This window comes from Methylocella sp. CPCC 101449, from assembly GCF_031921685.1.
Lineage (GTDB): Bacteria > Pseudomonadota > Alphaproteobacteria > Rhizobiales > Beijerinckiaceae > Terripilifer.
This window is the reverse complement of the sequence record NZ_JAPDHU010000004.1, coordinates 457395-477766: the sequence shown is the minus strand read 5'-3', so window position 1 is coordinate 477766 and position 20372 is coordinate 457395. Positions and strand designations below refer to the sequence as shown.

The window sequence follows — 20372 nt, the reverse complement described above, 5'->3', positions numbered from 1 at the left end:
CGGCCGGCGAAAGCCGGCCGTTTTACTTTCGTTGGAACAGGCGACCGGCCCAGGCCGGTCGCCACCGCGCTTATCGGCGCGTGATGTTGTAGACCGCCGCACCGCTCGAGGCGACCGAGGCGATATTCGCCACCGGCGTCAGAGCCGCGTTGATCATATCCAGCGTCTTGCGGGTGTCGTAGTTCGGCGAGTTCGAGATGTACAACACGTCGCGATGGAACATGCGGAACCGCTGCGCCAGGAAGATGTTGTTGGCGTCGCTCATGTCGATTCGATAGACGATCGGCACCGCGCCCTGCCCCAGCAGCGGGCTGCCAGGACGGATGAGACGGGCAACGGCATCCGGCTCGTAGCGGAAGACGAACACGCCTTTCGGATCGGCGCGGAAGTCCTGAATACCACCGACCTTGGCGATCGCCTGCGACAAGGTCACGCCACCGGCTTCGAACGGAACCTGCGCATTGGCACCGGTCGCGCCGACCGCCATGAAGTATTGCGGTTCACGCAGCACGGCCAACACGTCGTCGGGGCGCAGATAAATGTTCTCGCGCGGGTCGTTCATGACGCGCGTGAACGGAACGCGCGCCGTGCGACTGCCGCGGGTCAACTGCACGAACGTCTCGTAGGATGGGCCACGCAGACCGCCGGCCGTGGCGATCACGTCGAGAATCTTGTCGCCGCGCACGCTCAGCGGCACGCGGGCGCCACCGGCGACTTCGCCGGTGATCGTCACGGAGCTGCTGACCGGCCGGGTAATGTTGACGATGACCTGCGGCTGGATCGCCTTGCCTTCAAGCGCCCGCTCGACGGTCTTTTCGACGTTTCGGGGGAACTGGCCGGCGACATGAATGCGCCCGGCATAGGGGACAGTAATCGAGCCGTCACGGCCAACCGGCTGATCCGGCATGGTGGCGCTCTTGGAGCCGGCATTGACCGGGCCCAGAACCGCGGGACCGGAGAACAGACCGCCGGGGGCCGCTTCCCAGATCGTCACGGAAATATAGTCGCCAACACCGATCGTCGGCTCGGCTGAGGGGCGGTAATCGCCAAAACTGCTGCGCAGGCTGTCGGGACCCCGGCGGGCCAAGCTGGCGAGCACCGAGTCGCTGACATCGACGAGTTCATAACGCGTCACTGGCCCAGAGACCTGCCCTTCGGCGGTCAACACGGGGGCCGTGGACTGTGCCATGACCTCCTCCGCGCTCGGGCCAGCGGTTGGATTCGAAGAAGAGCAGCCCGCCAGTGCGACGGCTACAACAAGCAGACCAAATACTCTCATGAGTCCCTTCAAACTAACCGCGCCTGCATTAACACTGACACTCGTCACGCGCCAGACGGGATTCGACGGTCCAGCGTCATTTCACTGTCGGATATTGCGGAAGAAATCTAGTTAATTTCGATACTTACCGAAATCCTAACTTGGACACACCGGATTAAAGGTAGCAAGTGTGGTTAATTTATCGCGTGACTTGCACCCGGTTTTGTTAACTTTTGGCCGAGCCTGCGCTGGAAGGTCGCAGCTTTCCTGCGAAAGCCGGCCGCCCCGCCTGCCGGCGAGCATTTTAACCCCTTATTAAGATTGCCAGGTCTTAACGCCTCGCCCGAGGTCGACCCAACCGTCGCTTAGGTGGCCCCGTGCAAGGATGCCTCTGTCAGCGGGAACAACCCCGTCCCCAAAGCCCGCTGACATAACACCGCCAAAGGGGCCGCGTGGTTCACCCGCCAACCAACGAACCCGCGGCCCCGCTTTGGGACCGCTTCTTCCCTCAGTTCCCGCGCCAACCGATTCGCCGCAGCGGATTGCCCGCCATGATCGAGTAGGCCTCAACCTCGCCGCGCACCAGGGAACCGGCGCCGATCACAGCACCCTGCCGAATCACCGTTCCGTCCAGCAAGACGCAATTGGCGCCGATCCAGACGTCGTCCTCGATAACGATGCCGCCCCGCGACTGCAGAAAGCCCTGCCGGTTAAACGGCACATCGCGGCGGATATAGTTATGATTGGTCGGTGCGAAGGTGCAATTGGCAGCCACCGCGCAATCGGCGCCAATGATGATGCCGTTGCCGGTATAGAGCACGCAGCCGGAATTGATCACCGTGCGCGGCCCGATGACGAGATCGCCCGTCCCGCCGGCAGGCTTCACCTTCACAAAAGAATCGATGACCGCATGATCGCCGATGACTATCCGCGTGCCGCGCACCGAATCCTCGATATCGGCGAGCGGCGAAACGCGGGCGGTGGCGGCGATCTCGATCATGGGCCCGTCCGGCTTTACTTGCGACGCAGGAAACCGTCCGGCGCCGAGGTGAGCAGAACCTTATCCTCGATCGACTTGTCGATCTCGAATTCCGGATGGCTTTTCAGATAGGCGTGGATCGCCGTCTTCGGATTGTCGCCCTTGCTCCATGGCCGGTCGGTCCAGACGAAATCGTCGGGCATGTCTTCGATGAACGTGTCGAAGACGACGCAATAGCTGCCGCTGGTGACGAGCGGCGCGTAAAGCTCCAGCTCCTTCAAGACGTGATCATGGGTGTGGTTGGAATCGAGGCAGACCAGCACCGTCTTCTTGCCGGCCACCCGCTCCTTCACCTTGGCGGCGGTCGACGCATCGGTCGACGAGCCTTCGATCAAGGTGACGCGCTTGGCCATCGGATGGCTCTCGATCGCCTGGCGGTTATGGGCGCGGATGTCCACGTCGACACCGACCACCTCGCCTTTGCCCAGCATTTCCAGGAGCGAGGCATACATCAGCACGGCGCCGCCATGGGCGATGCCGCATTCGACGATAATGTCAGGCTGAACCGCCAGCACGATCTCCTGCATGGCGACCATGTCGCCTGGAAGCTGGATCAGCGGACGCGACCACCAGGAGAAGTTGTTCATATATTTGCGGTCGAGCGCCATGGCCCGCCATTGGTTCGACAGGCGGCGGAATTCTTCATCCTTGGCGAGAGCGCCGATGCGCTGACGCTTCTCCTCGCGATAGTCGGCATGGGCGCCCGGCGTGGTTTCGAAATAGGTCATTGTTGATCCTTCCGGGACTGCAACGTCCGTTTGATATGATCCGAAAAATAAGCGGTGAAAGGAGCCGGCACAAATCCGAACTCGGTGGTGATCCGCGAGACATCGATCGGCGGGAAATCGGTAGGGGCCGCGCTGGTGTCGACTCTGATCGGCCAGCCGGTTTGGCGCGTGATCACGTCCAGCACCTGGCGGTGGCTCGTCTGCACGCCACTGGCGACATTATAGATGGCGTGGCGGCCGCGTTCGGAAATGGCAGCGATCAAGCCCAGCGCATCGTCAAGAGCGATATAATCCTTGGCCGAGTCCGGATGGCTGCGCAAGGCGATGGCGCCGCTGTCCAATCCCTCGCGCAACAACTGGTCGAGAAACGAATCCTGCTTGCCATTTCCGCCGATCACATTGGACAGGCGAACGATCCGCACCGCCGGATGGCCGCTGTTGAGACAGACGCTTTCGCCGGCAATCTTGCTGATATTGTAAAGAGCGCTCGGGGACGCCGGGCTCACCGAAATCGCCGCCTCTTCGTTCGTCCGCTGGTTGCTTTCGTAAACGCGCGTCGATGACAGATAGGTCAGCGATGCGAACGTGCCTTGACGCAACAGTTTGAGGACCTGCGCCACATGGGCTTCCATCGTGTCGAAGGGGCGCGTGCGGAAATCGGCGGTGACCCCGATGGCGTAGATGACATGGCCAAGAGGTTCATCGAGCGGCAGTCCGTCACCGTGATCATGGCGTCCGACCGCCCGCACGCCATAGCCCTCATCGCTGAGATAGCGCACCAGGGCGCTGCCAATGAAGCCCGAAGCGCCAAGAACGGTAAAGTCGGCGGCGCTCATTGCGAAACCAGCCCGCCCTTTTCGGCGATCCCCAGCACATCGCGCTTGAAGCGGCGGCGGATCACCTTGCGGAACTTGTAGACGCGTTTGCCCGTGTAGACCCACAGCATCCAGCGATAGAACAGGCCGGACACGCCGCCGATCTTGCGCTCGGCCAGATCATCGCGCAGCACCGCGAGAAAGCGGCCGCGCAAATCTTCCATCAGCGCCAATTCGGCTTCGACACGTGGACGACGTTTTGCTCCACCGGGGCGGACGCGCCGCAGAACCTGATTGAAGGTCACCGTATCGACGCCCAGCGCCGTATTGTCGAAAAGATAGGGAAACAAAGTGAGATGATCGGCCGCCCACTGATGGCGATAGCGCGTCACCACCGTGCGCATGCGTTCCACCAAAGGCTCGCGACGGAACAGGCAGTAGATCCAGCTTGGGTGCGAGTGGAAGAGTAACTTCCAGCGCGTCAGCGGCCCCGTGCCCTGCCCGACCTGCGGCACGGGAAACGTGCGCGGATGGGCGCCATCGAGATCGCAGGAAACGACACGCGCCCCCGCCATCAGCTTATCGGGGTTGGCTTCGAGCGCCGCATGGAGTTTGCCGACGAAATCAGGCTCGACCTGATCATCGCAGGCCCGCCATAGAAAATAAGGCGACGTTGCCGCGTTGAGCACGTCATTGAAATTCAAAAGCGCGCCACGGTTTTCGGCCTGACGAAAATAGCGAAAACGCGAATCACTGATAACAAAACGCTGAGCGATTTCCGGCGTCGCATCGGTGGAGGCGTTGTCATAAATGAGGACTTCGATATCGGTGAACGGCTGGGTGCGCAGCGCTTCCAGCGCCCGCTCCAGCAGAACTTCCTCATTATAAACGGGAACGCCTATGGTGATTGCAGCCATGATCCATCAATCCGGCGGCGTTGCTGGGAATTTCGATCTTTGGGGCATCGCCGCTGCGGACGGTTCCTTACTCAACCCGCCCGCCGGAGGCAAACCGGCGAGAATCTGCCGGATTTCGGCCTGAAGGCGCACCGGATCGACGGAAAAAGCCTGCCAATAGTCGCCCTTGCCGCCGAAAACGGCGGAATATTCGAGCCCTAAACGCCGCGACAGCCAAAAATAAGGGCTCTTAATGAAGTTCTCGGGGAAGATTTCGACCACCCGCGTGCCCGGCCGGCAAAACAACAGATTGGTGAGCGCAGCGCCATGAACGGCGACGATGACGTCGGCATCCCGGAATGCCTCGATCTGGCCGCGCTGATCGTTGGCATCGGGCGCGAAACTTTCAAATCCCTCGGCCGCCAGCATGGCGGCAATCGCGTCCTCGTTGATCAACCGCCGCAGCTTGCTGCCCTGCCGCCCAACAAAGAGCCGCTTGACGGCCGATGGCGTCGCACGTTGCGGATAATGTGCGAGGAGAATGTCGCGCCAACGGTCCGCCTGCGCCCGATCGACCGGCAACCATTCATGGGTTGCGGCGATGCGGATGAGCCAGAGCACCGAACCACCGGTGAGCTTTTCATCACGCTCCATCTCGACGAGACGGATATCCGGATACGCGGCGGCCAAAGCGCGCAATCCCTCGCGCTTGAAGGCCGCTTCGCCGCTGGAATGCACGACGTTGAGGATCTCGCCCTTGGGATGCCAATGATCGAGATAATGCAGCAGCGGCAGCACATCATTCGCGATGAAATGGAAATAATGGCTGCCGCTCTCACATACGGTGTAGAGGCCGGGCGAAACATGGCGCTCGCGCAAACGCACGGGCTTGGCCAGATTCCAATCGGGCGTGCCATCGCGAAAATGCATCAGAGCGGTATCGGATCGGCGCAGGATCGTGTTTGTGTGGCCGGCGATGTCGCAGCCTTCGAGAATCGCCGCCTGAGTGAACAGGGTCGAGCGGCCTTCGGGATAGGTGGAGGTGTCGCCCAGGTCATTGGCCATGGCCGGCCGCAGGATGGTTTCCACCTCGACAGGGGTGGCCGAAAGACCGAAGGGTTCGGCGATATTCTCGATCACGCGCGCGGCATTATCCACAGCAGCGCGGGAGACGAGCGGGAAGGACAGAGCCCGCCCCAAGGGCGGCACGATATGCACGAGCGCCCGTGTGCCAGCCCAGCGGAGCCAGCGCGCATTCAGGGTGCGACGTAATACCGACTTTTTTCCGGCCATGAATTCAGACAGTTAGCTTAAGCTCTCGCGGCCGGCTGACGCCCTGCCCGGTTTGTAATGGCATGGGCAAGCCGCTATAGACAAACTCGAATTTCAAACGAGTTTTCGCACACATGAAGGCAGTCATACTCGCAGGCGGCATGGGCACCCGGATTTCCGAGGAATCCCACCTGCGCCCCAAGCCCATGATCGAGATCGGCGGACGGCCGATCTTGTGGCACATCATGAAGATCTATTCGCATCATGGCATCAATGATTTCATCATCTGCCTTGGCTACCGCGGCTATATGATCAAGGAATATTTCGCCAATTACGTGCTGCATAATTCCGACATCACCATCGACGCCCGAGCCAATACGATCACCCATCACTCGACCACGGCCGAGCCATGGAGCGTGACGCTGGTCGATACGGGCGAGCAGACGATGACCGGCGGACGGCTGAAGCGGGTGGCACATTTCCTCGATCCGAACGAACCGTTCTGCTTCACCTATGGTGATGGCGTCGGCAATGTCGACATCGCCAAAACGGTGGCTTTCCATCGCCAGCACGGCAAGCGCGCGACGCTGACCGCCGTCGTGCCGCCGGGCCGCTACGGCGCGCTGCGCTTCAACGGCGATCAGGTAACCGAATTCGTCGAAAAGCCGCCGGGCGATAATGCCTTCATCAATGGCGGCTTCTTCGTGCTCAACCCCGACGTGGTCGATCTCGTTACAGAGGATTCCATGGCGTGGGAAGGCAAGCCGCTGGAAGCCCTCGCCGCGACCAACGAATTGATGGCCTGGCGTCATCACGGCTTCTGGCAGCCGATGGATACGCTGCGCGACAAGACACAACTTGAGACGTTGTGGTCGAGCGGCAAGCCACCGTGGAAAGTGTGGGCGTGATGGCCGCCGATCGATCCGTGCTGCCCGATCCCGCCTTCTGGCGCAACAAACGCGTTCTGCTGACCGGCCACACCGGCTTCAAGGGAAGCTGGGCGGCGCTGTGGCTGACGAAGCTCGGCGCCAAGGTTACCGGCTTCGCGCTGCCGCCCGACACCGATCCATCCTTGTTCGACCTCGCCAAGGTCGGTGATGAAATCACCTCGATCGTTGGCGATCTGCGCGACCGTTCCATGGTGGAAAGCGTCGTCGCCCGGGCGCAGCCGCAGATCGTTTTGCATCTGGCGGCGCAGCCGATCGTGCGGCGCGCGATCGCCGAGCCCGTCGATACGATCTCCACCAACGTTCTGGGCACCGCGATGGTGCTTGACGCCCTGCGCGCGGTCGAAGGGCTTGAAGCCGTTCTCGTCGTCACCTCCGACAAGGTCTATGCCAACGACGATCAAGGCCTGGCCTTCGGCGAGCAGGACGCGCTCGGTGGCAAGGACCCCTATTCCGCCTCGAAAGCCGCGGCAGAACTGATCACGCGGGCTTTCGCCAAGAGCTATTTCGAGAAGAATGGCGTCAAGGTCGCCACGGCGCGCGGCGGCAATGTGATCGGCGGCGGCGACTATGCGATGGACCGCATCGTGCCCGATATCGTGCGCGCGGCGACGCGCGGCGAAAAACTGGTTTTGCGCATGCCGCAAGCGACGCGGCCCTGGCAACACGTGCTCGACTGCCTGTGCGGCTACTTCGTCTACGCGCAACAATTGGTCGAAGAGCGCGACGCCCTACCCCGTGCCCTCAACTTCGGACCGAAAGCGGAACAGCACCTCACCGTCGGCGCGATCGCCGAGACGGTGCTGCGTTCGCTCACCGGCGAAGCGCGCTGGGAGCATGTGCCGCTCGATGGCAATATCGAAATGACGACGCTCGCTGTCGATTCCAGCAAGGCGCGCCAAGCGCTCGGCTGGTCCGACCGGCTGACCGGCGACAGACTGCTCGAATGGACGACCGCCTGGTATCGCGCCATCAGTCAGGATGCCGATGCGCGCGACATCACCCTGCAACAAATCGACCGCTATACGGACCTTTGATCATTCATGTCTGCTGATATTTCCTCCGTGCCGAACTGCCGCTTCTGCGCGACGCCCCTCACCCACACGTTCGTTGACCTGGGGCCGACGCCCTTGGCCAATTCCTATGTGACCCAGGCCGACGTCGATGCCGGCAAGGATCGCAAGTTCTCGCTGCATGCGCGCGTTTGCCCGTCCTGCTTTCTAGTGCAGGTCGATGATTCCGTGCCACCGGATGCGATCTTCTCCGACTATGCTTATTTCTCGTCCTATTCGGATTCCTGGGTCGAGCATGCCAAGCGCTATGCGCAGGCGATGACCGAGCGTTTCGGTCTCGGCAAGGATTCGCTCGTGGTCGAAGTCGCCTCCAACGATGGCTATCTCCTGAAGCACTTCGTTGCTGCCGGTATTCCGGTGCTCGGCGTCGAGCCGGCCGCCAATGTCGCCAAGGCTGCGATCGCCATCGATGTGCCAACGGACGTCGCCTTCTTTGGCGAAGCTTGCGCACAAGACCTGGTTCGGCGCGGCCACAGCGCCGACCTGACGGCCGCCAACAATGTGCTTGCGCACGTGCCCGACATTCTCGATTTCGCCAGGGGCTTCGCGACCATCCTGAAGCCACAGGGCGTCTCGACCTTCGAATTTCCGCACGTGCTGAACCTGATCCGCGAGATCCAGTTCGACACGATCTATCACGAGCATTTCTCCTATCTCTCGCTCTTCGCCGTGGAGAAGGTCTTCGCCGAAGCGGGCCTGCGTGTCTTCGACGTGGAGAAGCTGCCGACCCATGGCGGGTCCTTGCGCCTGTTCGCCTGCCGCGCCGATGCACAGCATGAGGAAACGCAGCGGCTGCGCGATCTTCGAGCCGAGGAAAAGGCAGCGCATCTCGACAGTCTCGCCGGCTACGAGGGTTTCGCGCCGAAAGTCGCCGAGGTGAAGCGCGGATTCCTGGCGTTCCTCGCCAAGGCAAAAGCCGAGGGCAAGAAGGTCGCCGCCTATGGCGCCGCCGCCAAGGGCAACACGTTCCTCAATCATTGCGGCGTCAGCAACGCCGACATCGTCTGCGTCTATGATCGCAGCCGCGAGAAGCAGAATCATCTGCTGCCGGGCAGTCATATTCCGATCTTGGCGCCTGAGCGTATCGGCGAGACGCGCCCGGACTATCTCGTGATCCTGCCGTGGAATCTGGCGACGGAGATTTCCGGACAGATGGCGAAGATCAGAGGATGGGGTGGCCAGTTCGTCACCGCCATTCCACAGATCGGGATTTTCTGATGCGCTTTGCCGCGACGAAAATCGCCGGGGTCACCTTGATCACGCTCGAACCGCACGAGGACGAGCGCGGCTTTTTCGCCCGCATCTATTGCCCGGAAGAATTTTCCGCCGCCGGCATCGGTTTCACGTCAACGCAAATCAATCTGTCGCACAATGCCTCCCGCCACACGTTGCGCGGGTTGCACTATCAGGATGCGCCCTACGCGGAAGCGAAAGTGGTGCGGCCGATGACGGGGGCGATTTATGACGTGGCCGTCGATCTGCGCCGCGACAGCGCCACCTATGGTCAATGGGTGGCGTTCGAACTGTCGGCGGAACGTGGCGATGCGCTGTTCATCGCCGAAGGGCTCGCGCATGGCTTCCTGACGCTGGAGCCCGGCTCGAACGTTCTCTACCAGATGGGTCGCCCTTACGTGCCCGGCCAGGCACGCGGCTTGCGCTATGACGATCCAACGCTCGCCATCGACTGGCCGGCTGAGCCCGCCGTGATCGGCGCGCAAGACCTGAACTGGCCGGCTTTCGTCCGCTGATCAGGGGCCGGTTACGGCCTCTGCGATCGATGCCAGGCGCGGAAATTCAAGTAGACAGTCGGCCCAGTGCTTTGCCCGCGAAGGCTCGCCAGCGCAGGTCATGAACTTCTCCAGCACGGTCTCCCGGCTCATCGGCCGTATTGGATGACCTATAATCGCAGCGATCTCCTCGCTGAATGTCCGACCCGCCGCGACAACGGTAAGCCGTGACGCCGTTTGTTTCGGCCAGACTTGGCTGAAATCAGGCGAAGCACGCACCGTGACCTTCTTGGCCAGAGCTCGCACATTAGGATCATGCAAAGTCCGCTCGATGCTGCCCGGCCCGTATTCGCCCGTCATAAGGACATGGGCGCTCAGAAACGGCAGGCTGTGATCGGCGGTCTCGACGTTCTCAGGAGCCCATTTGTCCGGCGCATCGGCGGCGTAGCGTAAAGCGAACTCATAAATATCGAGATGCGCGCTTTCGATCGTCGGCAACAACGTCTCGCCGAACGCCTCGATCATGCGCCGATGAATCTTCATCGCCGCTTCGATGGGGCCTTGGGCGTGGTAGACGGCGGGATAAAGCTTGAGATGGCTGTCACCGGTCCGATCCCGTCGCGTATTCAGTTCCAGATCGAGATCGCCCGAGATATGACGCGTGAAACCGTAAGGTCCCTCGAAGACGGGATCAGGCGCCGTCATATTGTTCTTGGCCAGCACGCCGTAGAACAGGCTGTTGCGCACGGCGGCGGCCGACGACAAAGCCTTCCAGGACGACACTTTGCCGGTGCGTCCCATCAGAATGTTGCCTGACACCACCGTCATGGAAATTGCCTGAGCAAGCTGCGCTTCGCTCAGATCAAGCGCGACACCGACAGCCACCGCCGAGGCGATGCCGAGATAGGTCGAGGGGTCCCAGCCACGCGCCAGGAGGTCACCCGTGTCGCAAAGATCGAGCATGACATGCTGGCCAATGGCCATGGCGCGCAACACTTCGGCGCCGGATTTCCCCGTATACTCACCGGCGGCCAGCACACCACCGATCAGATCGGACGGATGACCGCCGTTGCGGCCGATATAAGTGTCGTTCCAATCCTGCTGGCGTATGAGGAAGCTGTTCAGAAAGGCCGCATGTTCGAGCGAGGCCTGCCCGCCGCCGATGATGTGGCACGGCTGCTGGGCATCGGAAAACGCGGCTTTCAGGTGCGCAAATTCGGCGCTGCCCGTAGCGATCACGGCGCAGGCCATGGCATCGATGAGGCGCGTGACCATGGCCTCGGTTTCAGGTTCGCTCAATGGCCGGTGGCGACAGGCTTCGCCAAAAGCAGCAAGGCGGCGCAACAGATTGTCGGAAATGGGAGACACCACACGCCGACCCATCATTGCGACTTGAAGATGGTGGCGAGACGGTCGGCGACCGGCTTTGGTGTCGCGACCAGATCGTCGACAATCTTTTGTAATTCTTCGCCGGACACAGGATTGATGTCGAGCTTTTCGCGAGCCGCTTCCTCGTTAAAGACTTTGTCCTGCACCATCGCCGTGAAAGCCTTGCGCAACGTCGCCACGACAGGCGCCGGCACGCCAGGCGCGGTGAACACCGGGCGCCCGATGGTCGCTGGTGCCGAGACGAGCTTGACGACGGCGCGGTCTCCGTCGTTGCCGGCGAGATCGGTCAGCAAGGGAACGTCTGGTAGATCGGGAGCCCGGCTCAGGCCGATCTGCGCGATGACGACGATTTTGCCGTCACGTACCCAATCGGGGCGTGTCGCCTTCCATGTCGCCCAGGGCGCGCTGGCGCGACCGCCGACCTCGCCGTTTTCCATGGCGAGGTTGATGTCGTTGCCGCCAGGATAGCCGGTGACGATTTTGAATTTGGTGCCAAGCAGCGCGTTGGTGAGCTGCGCCATCTGCGACGACGTGTTCGGGCCCGTCGCGCCAATGACGACCTCGCGCCGCCTCGCATCCTCGAAAGTCTTCACCCCCGTACCGTGCCAGACCGCGATGGTGTTGTTGTCGGCCGCCGGATTGCCGATCCAATTGAGCTTCGTCGTGTCGAAGAGAATGGTCGGATCGCCAATGGCTTGCTGCAGAACCAGGGACTGATCGGCCATGGCGAGCGCGGAGCCGTCGCGCGGAGCCGCATTGTAGATGAAACCCGCCAGGACCCGCCCGCCGCCGCCGGGCATGTTCTTTGGAATAAGCTTCGGCTTGCCGGGCAGGAAATCACCCAGGAAGCGTGCGACCAGCCGGCCATAGGCATCATAGCCGCCACCGGCCGCATAGCCGATGTACATATCGAGCGGGCGCCCCGCTGGCACGTCCTGCGCGATGACCGGCGAGGCCAAGAACGAAACGACGACCGCTGGCCACCAGCGAGATTTCGCCAATGCTGTCGCTACGCCCATGCGTTCCTCTCCCCTTTATATCGTTGTTGGTGGCCTGCATGTGTCACGTCAGCCGTCACGCGTGCAAGCCCTAATCAGAGAGCCTTATTCCCTTAAGATTCAACAATGATTTCATCATCCTTGCACGAGTAAAAGACGGAGCAGCCCCCGCTTCAGCAATGGAAGTTCGGTTAAAAACAATGACAAACGACGTGTATGGCCGCAAAAAGCCATTGCTTGGGGAATAAAAACATGACTTTTCTCACCTGGATAAAATAACTTTGAGGGATGGGTGGTGATGTTTGGCCGCCCATCATCTCGGCGTCGCGCACGCGCGCTATTGATTTGAGTTCGGAGGCGGTATGGCGGTGAGAAAAGAGGCTCAGGGCGAGGCGTTGAACGGCGGCGCCGCTGCACCTGCTCCCACGACGATCGACCAGGTTCGTGAACTGCTGTTTGGCGAGAGCAACCGCGGCATCGACCAGCGGCTCACTCAGCTCGACGGCAAGTTAGAAGCGAAGGTCGATGCGCTTCACGCCGAAATTCTGGCGCGCTTGCAGCAGATCGAGACACGGCTCGATGAATTGCAACGCGACACGGAAGAGCGTCGCCTGAGCACGATCGACGATATTGGCAAGGCGATCACCGACCTGGGCGCTACCGTCAGGAACCTCAGTGCCTCAAGAAAGTCCAGCTAACGCAGGCGCGAACGGACACCCCGAAACGGGTGATTTGGCACGCCTGAAAGCCTTGCTGCTGGAGCCGGAAACCAACCGGCTCGACCGGCTGGAGCAAGGCTACGAGCGTATCGATCGCCGAGTTGGCTCGCCCGATCGGCTCGAACAAGCAACAGCGGATGTTCTGGTCGAAGCCCTTCGGCGTGCCGAAGTGGCGCGTCATCGCGAATTGGCGCAAGCGATCGCGCCGGTCGTCGTCGCCGCGATTCAATCGGAAATCCGCAATTCGCGCGACATGATGGTCGAGGCGCTCTATCCGATCACCGGCCGGCTGGTGTCGGCGGCGGTGGCGAACGCCTTCCGCGAACTTGTCGCTTCGATCAATCAACGTATCGACACGATGCTGTCCGCGCGCCAATGGCGCTGGCGGCTCAAATCCTGGACGAGCGGGCGGCCGATCAGTGAAATCGCGCTGGCTGAAACGGCGCGCCCCATGCTGCGCCGCTTGCTGCTGCTGGAGCGCAAAAGCGGCGTCCTAGTGGGAAGCTGGGCGCGCGATCCCGTCCAGATGCAGAATGCCGACCTGGTCAGCGGTCTGATCGCGGCCATTACCGAATTCGCTTCCAGCGTCTTCGAAGCGCAGCATGGCGAGTTGCGCACGCTTGATCTCGGTGTCAGCCAGATCATCATGCGGGCGTCGCCGAATTTTATCATCGCCGGCGAAGTCACGGGCGTCATGAGCCCCGCCGATGAGCGCGAGGCCGATGCCGCCTTCGTGCGCTACCTGAATGAACTGCGGCTGGGCGAGCCGACGACCGGCCGCCAGGTTGAACAGGTCGCGTTGAGCATTCTCCACGACGACCCGTCGACACCCCGCAGGAATGGCTTCGGCTTCTGGGTTCTGGCGGCGGCGATCGGCGCTTTGCTGCTGTTTTTTGGCATGCGTTCGGTGATGCATTGGAATATCGAACGCGGCGCGCGAACGGCTTTCGAAGACAATATCGCTCGCACGCCGCAATTAAGCGCTTTCCCGATCGATCTCACTTTCGATCACGCATCCGGCACGATGTCGCTGCGCGGCCTCTCCAATGATTCCCAGGCGACGAAGACACTGGCTGAAGCCGTGCAAGCCGCCGCGCCGAGTTACAAGCTGACGACTAACGTGCAGACCGTCACCACGCTGGCGCAGTCCGAACAACGTCAGAATACGATCGAACACCTGCGGGCTGAAGGCGTGAAAGCGGACGAACGTATCGCCGCGCTGCAGAAGCAACTGGCGGATGTGCAAGCGACTGTGCAGGAAGCCAGCCGCAACGCCAGCCAGACCAGCCAGTCGATCTCGCAGCGACTGGCCACCACCAGCGCGGCGACCGACAAGGAGCTGGAGGCAATCAAGGCACAGCTCAATACGCCGCGTGCCCGGCTGTTTGCCGCCATCGCCGGCCGAGCGGTCTTCTTCCACACAGGTGAAGCGACCACGGACGATCCGAATGCCGCCAATGTCATCGCGGCAATCGCGCCGATCCTGCGCGAGACAGGGCTCGGCCTTCGCGTCGTCGGCTACGCCGATCAGACGGGAACGGTTGCGATCAACCGGCGCATCGCGCGGGAGCGGGCCGAGTTTGTCGCGAAACTCTTCCAGCAAGCGGGCATTCCCTCGCGCCAGTTGATCCTGGCGTCGCGTGCCTATAGCCCGATCGCAGCGGACAAAGCGCAGGATCAGGACCGGCGCGTTTCCTTCGAAATGCTGAACGCCAGCGACGAAGCTAGGTGAGCGCCGCGTGATTACCGCCAAAATCATGATGCTTGGAGATATCGGCGTCGGTAAATCGTCCGTGGCGCGGCGAATGGTATTTGGCCGTTTCGAGGCCGACTATAAGACGACGATCGGCGTCGACATCATGACCTACGAATTCACGCTTTCGCCGGAGTGCGACAATTGCCCAGTGAAACTGATCATCTGGGATACGGATGGCGAATTCGGCCAGCGCATTTTCGACACCGCCTATATCGGCGGCGCATCGGGCGCCATCGTCGTCAGCGACGCGACGCGTCCGACCACAGTCACGAAAATGAACGGCCTCGTCGCATCCTTCAACGAACGCTTTCCAGGCCGCCCTGTCCGCGCCATCGTCAACAAGATCGACCTTGCGCCGGAGGTTGATGACGCAACCGTACCGGGCCTGGCCGACGGATCGGTGCTCGCGACCAGCGCCAAGACCGGTGCCGGTGTTATCGAACTCTTTCAGAGCCTCGGCACGGATCTATGGCGGCGCGCGCAACGATAATTGCCTAACGCACGGCGAAGCCAGCCCGCGCCGCATAGCCTCTGACGATGGCTTCCCTGTCTTTGAAGCTCAAGACGGTATCGATGTCGTCAAACCCTTTCGGCGCAAGCTCTTCGACTACATCGATCACGCCCTCGGGACCGCCGCGACGGTTGGACGCCACGATGTCGGCAGTCATGGGTACGCGCTGCGTCTCGTAGGCGACCAAAGCCTGCCGTGGATGTTCTGCCCGCACCAGAGCATCGCCCAGCGCCCGTGCATCGAGGATCGCCTGCGAAGCGCCGTTGGAACCGACCGGATACATCGGATGCGCGGCATCGCCGAGCAAAGTGACGCGACCGCTTGACCAATAGGGCAAGGGATCGCGATCGCAACAGGGATATTCCCAAAACTCCGGCGTAGCGTCGATTAAGGCGGCGAAATCAACCTGCGGGATGGCGAAACCGTCGATGAAAGGCTGTAGCTCCTCGCGCAGGCCGACACGCGACCAATCTTCGCGGCGTGGTGGCGGTTTCGAGCCATCGCCGATCCGCGCCATGATCGCCCAATTGGTGAGTTGCTGCCCGGAGCCGCCTTTCGCGATCGGATAAATGACAGCCTTGGCGTTCAAGCCGCCCGCGATGATCATCGAGCGGCCGGTGAGAAACGCCGGCCAGTCATGCGCGCCGCGCCAAAGCATCAAACCGTTCCAGCACGGCGGCCCTTCCTCCGGAAACAGCGTTTGACGGACCTTCGAATGGATGCCGTCGGCACCAATGAGAATATCTCCCTTCGTACTCGCCACGTGCACACCGGAGCGATTGAAGAAATAGGCCGTCACGCCGCCTTCGTCTTGATGGTAAGCGCCCAACCGACAGCCCGTGTGGACGGCGGCGGCGCCCACTCGCTCGATCACCGCGTCATGAATGACGCCCTGCAGCCGACCACGATGGATTGAAAACTGCGGTACGTCATGACCCGCGCTCAAGCCACGCTTCTCATGCCAGACCTGTTGCCCGTGACGCGTCAGGTAAAACAATTCCTCGGTGCGAATGGCGACCGCATCAAGGCGGTCCAGCAGATCAAGACCGGCGAGTTCCTTGATTGCGTGCGGCAACGTATTGATGCCAACACCAAGTTCCTGGATTTTCTCGGATTGCTCATAGATTTCGCAGGCGATACCGCGCGCATGCAGCATCAATGCGGTGGTCAGACCGCCGATCCCGCCGCCAACGATGATGGCCTTCATCGGCTCTCTCCTGGCTCGCTTTCATCGCCACCATCAACCCTGACGGCACGGAAGGCAACCGCCCTATTCCGCACGTGCTGATCCTCGGTTGACAAACTTTCGTGGCTGATGTGGCTTTGCCAGGTGAGCCGCGTTCATTTCGGTTTTTGGTCCGCCGACAGGAGATCAGGCCATGACGTTCCCGCTTGAAACCGCTGACATCACCCGCGCCAACGATGGTCTGCAGGATATTCGCTGGCATATTCTCGGCCAGACCTATGTGCCGAAATCCTACACGCAGGATTCCTTCTCCTGGCATGCAACCTTTCCGGACGGCACGTTCGTGCCGCCGCATATTCACCCCGACCAGGACGAATATCTCTATATTCTCGAAGGACGTCTCGACTTCATGCTGGATGGCCGCGATGCATTCGCGACGCCCGGCGACACCGTACGCCTGCCGCGCGGCAAGCCGCATGGCATTTTCAACAAATCAGGACAAACGGCGAAAACGCTGTTCTGGGTTACGCCGTCACAACGGCTTTACGATCTGTTCTGGGCCATTCACAACATGAAGGAACAGAAGCCCGACGAAGTCATCGCCTTGGCAGCACAATACAACATCCACTTTCTGCCGCCACCGGCTTGACAGGTTGCGTTAACGTGTCGGCCGACGGAGCGAACGGGCGACCAGCTCCGTGCGGCTGCGCGCATCATGTTTGGAGAGGATGCGGCTGACATAATTCTTGATCGTCCCTTCCGCCAGGGACAATTCGTCGGCGATTTCGCGATTGCTCTTGCCGGCCACGAGCAGAGCCAGAATACCAGCCTCGCGATCAGTCAGATCGTTGCCGTCGGCCACGACCGGTTGATCCGGATCGGGCGCGTTCATCGTCTTGAAGGCGGTCAGCAGCTTATGGGCAATGCGCGGCGACAGCGCCGACGCGCCCTTCGCCGCTACGCGGATCGCTTCGATGATTTCCGCCTCGCGCGAATCCTTCAACAGATAGCCGGCGGCGCCGGCGTTGATCGCGTTGAAGATTTGCTCGTCATCTTCGAACGTCGTCAACACGATCACATGGGTGTCTGGCAAATCGGCGATGATCCGGCGGGTCGCCGCGATGCCATCGAGGCGCGGCATCTGCAGATCCATCAGAATGACGTCAGGCCGATGGGCACGCGCCATGCGAATGGCTTCTTCGCCATCGGCTGCTTCCGCTGCAATTTCGATGTCCTCTTCCAGCGACAGCAATTTCGCGAAGGCGCGCCGCAGCAAGGTTTGGTCCTCGACCAACATGACGCGGATGCGCGAGGTTTGGGCATTCATCTCAGCGTTCCATTTTGCTGTCGACTGGAATGGACAGGGTCAGACGCACGCCCTGCCCCGGTTTGCTCCAGATGTCGAATTCTCCGCCGCGCAGGGCGACCTGTTCCTTCATGCCAATGATACCGAAGTGCCGGGTCGGTACCAATGCCGGATCGAAGCCGATCCCGTCATCGGCGATCTCGACATGGATCCGCTCCGCCGCGTCCACCCCGTCATTCTCACGCCGTACCGCGATCCGCAGATTTCGCGCACAGGCATGAATTTCCACGTTGCGTGCCGCTTCCTCCGCGATCCGAAAAATGGCTTCCGCGGAAGGGCCGGCCATATCCGCGCAGTCCGGATCGACCGCCAAAGCGAAGTCGAGGCCGGAGCGGCGCGCCACCCGCTCGCTCAGGCGCTGCAGGGCGCCGCCCAGCCGCTCCTCGTCGACGAGTTGCAGGCGGACCTGGGTGAGGGCATTGCGCGCCTCGTTCAGCCCCTTCTCCACGCCGGCCTCGGCGGTGGCCAATTCCTCCGGCAGATCGTCCGGGCGGCTGATAACGAGCCGGCGGGCGAGACGGAGCTGCGCCAGCACCGTCACCATCGATTGCACCAGCGTGTCGTGCAGATCGCGGGCGATGCGCAGCCGTTCGCGGACGATCGCCACCGACCGCGCCTCCTCGTGGGCCTTCTGCACATGGGCGCGCAACTGGCGCAGCAGCGTCACGTCGCGGCCAATCGCCTGAAATTCTCCCGGTGCCCCCTCCCCCGGCAGCCAATTGACGCTCCACCATATCCAGACGGATGCGGCCGCCGTGGAATGAGCCTCCGCTTCGAAAGACACGGCCTCGTCACGTGGACGCTCCGCTTCGAGGAGACGCGTCCATCCAGGCTCCTGCGCCCCGCCGAGCAGATGATCGATGGATCGGCCCAGCAGAGCGCCTTCATCGCGTCCAAGAAATTCGCGCAGACGCTGGTTGGCAAAGGTCACGGCCAGGGTGTCGTCGAGGCGGACGACGAAGTCGCTACTGGTTTCGACGATGTCGCGATAGCGCGCCTCGCCGCGACGGGCGGCTTGGCGTTCGGCGGCCATCTGCTCTTCGGCAACCTGCTTGCTGCGCCGTTCGCCTTCGAGCAATTGCTCGATCTGACCGGCGCCACGATCGGGGAAGGTCAACACGGTGTAAGCGCCGGCTCTGCCATCCCACAGGATCGAAATCGCCACCGGATTTTCGGTACTCACTTCGTCGAGATGCAATGTCGGCAGAGACAGGATCGATCCCGTACGCTGCATGTCGAGCATCTCGTCCTTAAGACCGAAGAGTGGCATGCTTTGCAGACAAGAGCCGCCGACGGGCAGCCATGCGCTGAGATGACCGCGACGGGAGACGACATCGAGATCAGCCGAGAGTGTGGCGAGACCGATGAGATCTTCACGCAGCAGACTATCGATGGCGAGTGCGGTCGTGGCTTCGCTCATGCCTGCATTCACCTATCAAAGATGCGGCAAAGAACAACTGCAAATCATTGCATTTGCAAAACATTGCACCTCAAGTGACTTTGGTCACGCATGTATGTGACTTTTCGCACACGACGGCATCAGCTTCTCCCTGTATTTCAACCACATTTCCGAGCACCAGTTCTGTATTGGGAGCAATATTGGCGATCAATGCCCCGGCGCTCAGCCGGGGCATTTTTTATTCTCTCCACTCTTCCAAAGACTTCATCGCCGTGCGACCTTTGATATCGGGAGATCGGTATCCAGGGAGGGACATATGGTCCGCGCGCTGACGTTCAGCATCGGCATTGCAATGTGTGCATTCGCTGCAGCACCTGCTGCAGCTCAGGGAAGCGGAGCCTTCCCCAATCAACCGGTACGAATCGTCGTGCCGTTTAGCGCCGGCAGCAACACCGACCTTCTTGCGCGTGCGTTCGGCGCGCAGCTCGAAGGCATGTGGAAGCAAGCCGTCGTCATCGAAAATCGTCCAGGCCTGCCTGGCACCGCCAGCGTCGCCAAGGCGGCGCCCGATGGCTATACGATCATGTTGACCTCGAATGGTCATTCGATCATCGGCAGTCTCAATCAATCGCTCAACTTCGATCCGATCAAGGATTTCGCCGGCATTACGCAAGTGGCTTCCCAGCCGGTCGTGATGCTCGCGCCGATCGAAGGCCCGAAGACGGTAAAAGACCTTGTCGACCTCGCCAAATCCAAACCGGGCCAGTTCAACTATGCCTCCGCGGGCGTTGGCAGCGCCGGCAATATCGCCTCGGAACTGTTCAAACAGGTGGCCGGCGTCAATCTGGTGCATGTTCCCTATCGCGGCACGCCGGAAGCCAACATCAGCATCATGCGTGGCGACACGGCGATCTTCATGAGCTTCTACAATGCATCCGGCGATCTGGTGCAATCGGGCAAGATGCGCGCGCTCGCCGTCACCGCCCCCAAGCGCATGCCGGTGATGCCTGATGTGCCGACGATGAAAGAAGCCGGTTATGGGGACGTCGACTTCGACGGCTGGTTCGGCGTGTTCGCGCCGGTTCAGACGCCCAAGCCGATCATCGCCAAACTGAACAAGGATCTCGCGACGGTGATCGCCGATCCGGAGCAGAGGAAGCGCTTCACGACGCTCGGCGTTGACCTTGTGGGCAGCACGCCGGAAGCCCTCGATAAACTGCTGGCGAGCGATGCGGCCCGCTATGGGAAGTTCTTCACTCCGGCGGCCGCGGCGGCAAAATAAGCGGCGGTAGC

Annotated in this window: 20 protein-coding genes; 9 read left to right on the top strand and 11 right to left on the bottom strand. The window is 61.4% G+C overall.

Translation table 11 applies throughout. The features are described 5' to 3' along the window. Positions 1 to 70 precede the first annotated feature (70 nt). The 6 genes from OIM99_RS26920 to OIM99_RS26895 form a co-directional block, all read right to left on the bottom strand. Positions 71 to 1279 carry a polysaccharide biosynthesis/export family protein gene (locus tag OIM99_RS26920; RefSeq protein ID WP_409371571.1) on the bottom strand — a complete coding sequence of 403 codons (1209 nt, stop codon included), beginning with the start codon at positions 1277 to 1279 and terminating at the stop codon, positions 71 to 73. A 487-nt stretch (positions 1280 to 1766) separates the two neighbouring features. Next, entirely contained in the window at positions 1767 to 2258 is a 492-nt protein-coding gene (locus OIM99_RS26915; RefSeq protein WP_311853607.1) for an acyltransferase, read from the bottom strand. A 14-nt stretch (positions 2259 to 2272) separates the two neighbouring features. After that, entirely contained in the window at positions 2273 to 3025 is a 753-nt protein-coding gene (locus tag OIM99_RS26910) for a cephalosporin hydroxylase family protein (RefSeq protein ID WP_311853606.1), read from the bottom strand. Next, entirely contained in the window at positions 3022 to 3861 is an 840-nt protein-coding gene (locus OIM99_RS26905) for an NAD(P)-dependent oxidoreductase (protein WP_311853605.1), read from the bottom strand. The genes OIM99_RS26910 and OIM99_RS26905 overlap by 4 nt, the downstream gene beginning before the upstream one ends. Next, positions 3858 to 4757 (bottom strand): glycosyltransferase family 2 protein, encoded by a 900-nt coding sequence (locus tag OIM99_RS26900; protein ID WP_311853604.1) that lies wholly within the window; start codon positions 4755 to 4757, stop codon positions 3858 to 3860. The genes OIM99_RS26905 and OIM99_RS26900 overlap by 4 nt, the downstream gene beginning before the upstream one ends. 6 nt (positions 4758 to 4763) lie before the next feature. Then, entirely contained in the window at positions 4764 to 6029 is a 1266-nt protein-coding gene (locus OIM99_RS26895; protein WP_311853603.1) for a glycosyltransferase family 61 protein, read from the bottom strand. Between the two features lie 113 nt (positions 6030 to 6142). Here OIM99_RS26895 and rfbF point away from each other — a divergent pair, with 113 nt between their 5' ends. Genes rfbF through rfbC form a run of 4 tightly spaced genes read left to right on the top strand, consistent with a single transcriptional unit; the run spans position 6143 to position 9776 of the window. Beyond that, entirely contained in the window at positions 6143 to 6916 is a 774-nt protein-coding gene (gene rfbF, locus OIM99_RS26890; RefSeq protein ID WP_311853602.1) for a glucose-1-phosphate cytidylyltransferase, read from the top strand. Continuing rightward, on the top strand, positions 6916 to 7992 hold the full coding sequence (rfbG, locus tag OIM99_RS26885; protein WP_311853601.1) for a CDP-glucose 4,6-dehydratase: 1077 nt from the start codon (positions 6916 to 6918) through the stop codon (positions 7990 to 7992). Before rfbF ends, rfbG begins: the two co-directional genes overlap by 1 nt. 6 nt (positions 7993 to 7998) lie before the next feature. Next, positions 7999 to 9246 (top strand): class I SAM-dependent methyltransferase, encoded by a 1248-nt coding sequence (locus OIM99_RS26880; protein WP_311853600.1) that lies wholly within the window; start codon positions 7999 to 8001, stop codon positions 9244 to 9246. Then, complete coding sequence (gene rfbC, locus OIM99_RS26875) at positions 9246 to 9776, top strand: dTDP-4-dehydrorhamnose 3,5-epimerase (RefSeq protein WP_311853599.1); 531 nt, start codon at positions 9246 to 9248, stop codon at positions 9774 to 9776. The genes OIM99_RS26880 and rfbC overlap by 1 nt, the downstream gene beginning before the upstream one ends. Here rfbC and OIM99_RS26870 read toward each other — a convergent pair whose 3' ends face one another. Both OIM99_RS26870 and OIM99_RS26865 read right to left on the bottom strand, forming a co-directional pair. After that, positions 9777 to 11141: an MmgE/PrpD family protein gene (locus OIM99_RS26870; protein WP_311853598.1), complete on the bottom strand. Its 1365-nt coding sequence runs from the start codon at positions 11139 to 11141 to the stop codon at positions 9777 to 9779. Beyond that, positions 11138 to 12163 carry a hypothetical protein gene (locus OIM99_RS26865; RefSeq protein WP_311853596.1) on the bottom strand — a complete coding sequence of 342 codons (1026 nt, stop codon included), beginning with the start codon at positions 12161 to 12163 and terminating at the stop codon, positions 11138 to 11140. Before OIM99_RS26865 ends, OIM99_RS26870 begins: the two co-directional genes overlap by 4 nt. A gap of 341 nt (positions 12164 to 12504) precedes the next feature. Between OIM99_RS26865 and OIM99_RS26860 the strand changes: the two genes are divergently transcribed. From OIM99_RS26860 to OIM99_RS26850, 3 genes are read left to right on the top strand one after another with little or no spacing between them, the layout of a single operon-like run. Further along, positions 12505 to 12840 (top strand): hypothetical protein, encoded by a 336-nt coding sequence (locus OIM99_RS26860; RefSeq protein WP_311853595.1) that lies wholly within the window; start codon positions 12505 to 12507, stop codon positions 12838 to 12840. Between the two features lie 34 nt (positions 12841 to 12874). Beyond that, positions 12875 to 14593, top strand: coding sequence for an OmpA family protein (locus tag OIM99_RS26855; RefSeq protein WP_311853594.1), 1719 nt, complete (start codon positions 12875 to 12877; stop codon positions 14591 to 14593). Between the two features lie 7 nt (positions 14594 to 14600). Next, positions 14601 to 15107: a Rab family GTPase gene (locus tag OIM99_RS26850; RefSeq protein WP_311853593.1), complete on the top strand. Its 507-nt coding sequence runs from the start codon at positions 14601 to 14603 to the stop codon at positions 15105 to 15107. A gap of 4 nt (positions 15108 to 15111) precedes the next feature. Here OIM99_RS26850 and OIM99_RS26845 read toward each other — a convergent pair whose 3' ends face one another. Then, positions 15112 to 16335: a flavin-dependent oxidoreductase gene (locus OIM99_RS26845; protein ID WP_311853592.1), complete on the bottom strand. Its 1224-nt coding sequence runs from the start codon at positions 16333 to 16335 to the stop codon at positions 15112 to 15114. A 172-nt stretch (positions 16336 to 16507) separates the two neighbouring features. On the opposite strand from OIM99_RS26845, the gene OIM99_RS26840 reads away from it, so the two are divergent. Further along, a complete protein-coding gene (locus OIM99_RS26840) occupies positions 16508 to 16963 on the top strand; it encodes a cupin domain-containing protein (RefSeq protein WP_311853591.1) in 456 nt (151 codons plus the stop codon). 9 nt (positions 16964 to 16972) lie between these two features. Here OIM99_RS26840 and OIM99_RS26835 read toward each other — a convergent pair whose 3' ends face one another. Both OIM99_RS26835 and OIM99_RS26830 read right to left on the bottom strand, forming a co-directional pair. Beyond that, positions 16973 to 17641, bottom strand: a complete 669-nt coding sequence (locus OIM99_RS26835; RefSeq protein ID WP_311853590.1) for a response regulator transcription factor — start codon at positions 17639 to 17641, stop codon at positions 16973 to 16975. Position 17642: 1 nt separating this feature from the next. After that, positions 17643 to 19100: a histidine kinase gene (locus OIM99_RS26830; protein WP_311853589.1), complete on the bottom strand. Its 1458-nt coding sequence runs from the start codon at positions 19098 to 19100 to the stop codon at positions 17643 to 17645. Between the two features lie 406 nt (positions 19101 to 19506). Here OIM99_RS26830 and OIM99_RS26825 point away from each other — a divergent pair, with 406 nt between their 5' ends. Beyond that, a complete protein-coding gene (locus OIM99_RS26825; RefSeq protein ID WP_311853588.1) occupies positions 19507 to 20361 on the top strand; it encodes a tripartite tricarboxylate transporter substrate-binding protein in 855 nt (284 codons plus the stop codon). The last annotated feature ends 11 nt before the right edge of the window (positions 20362 to 20372 follow it).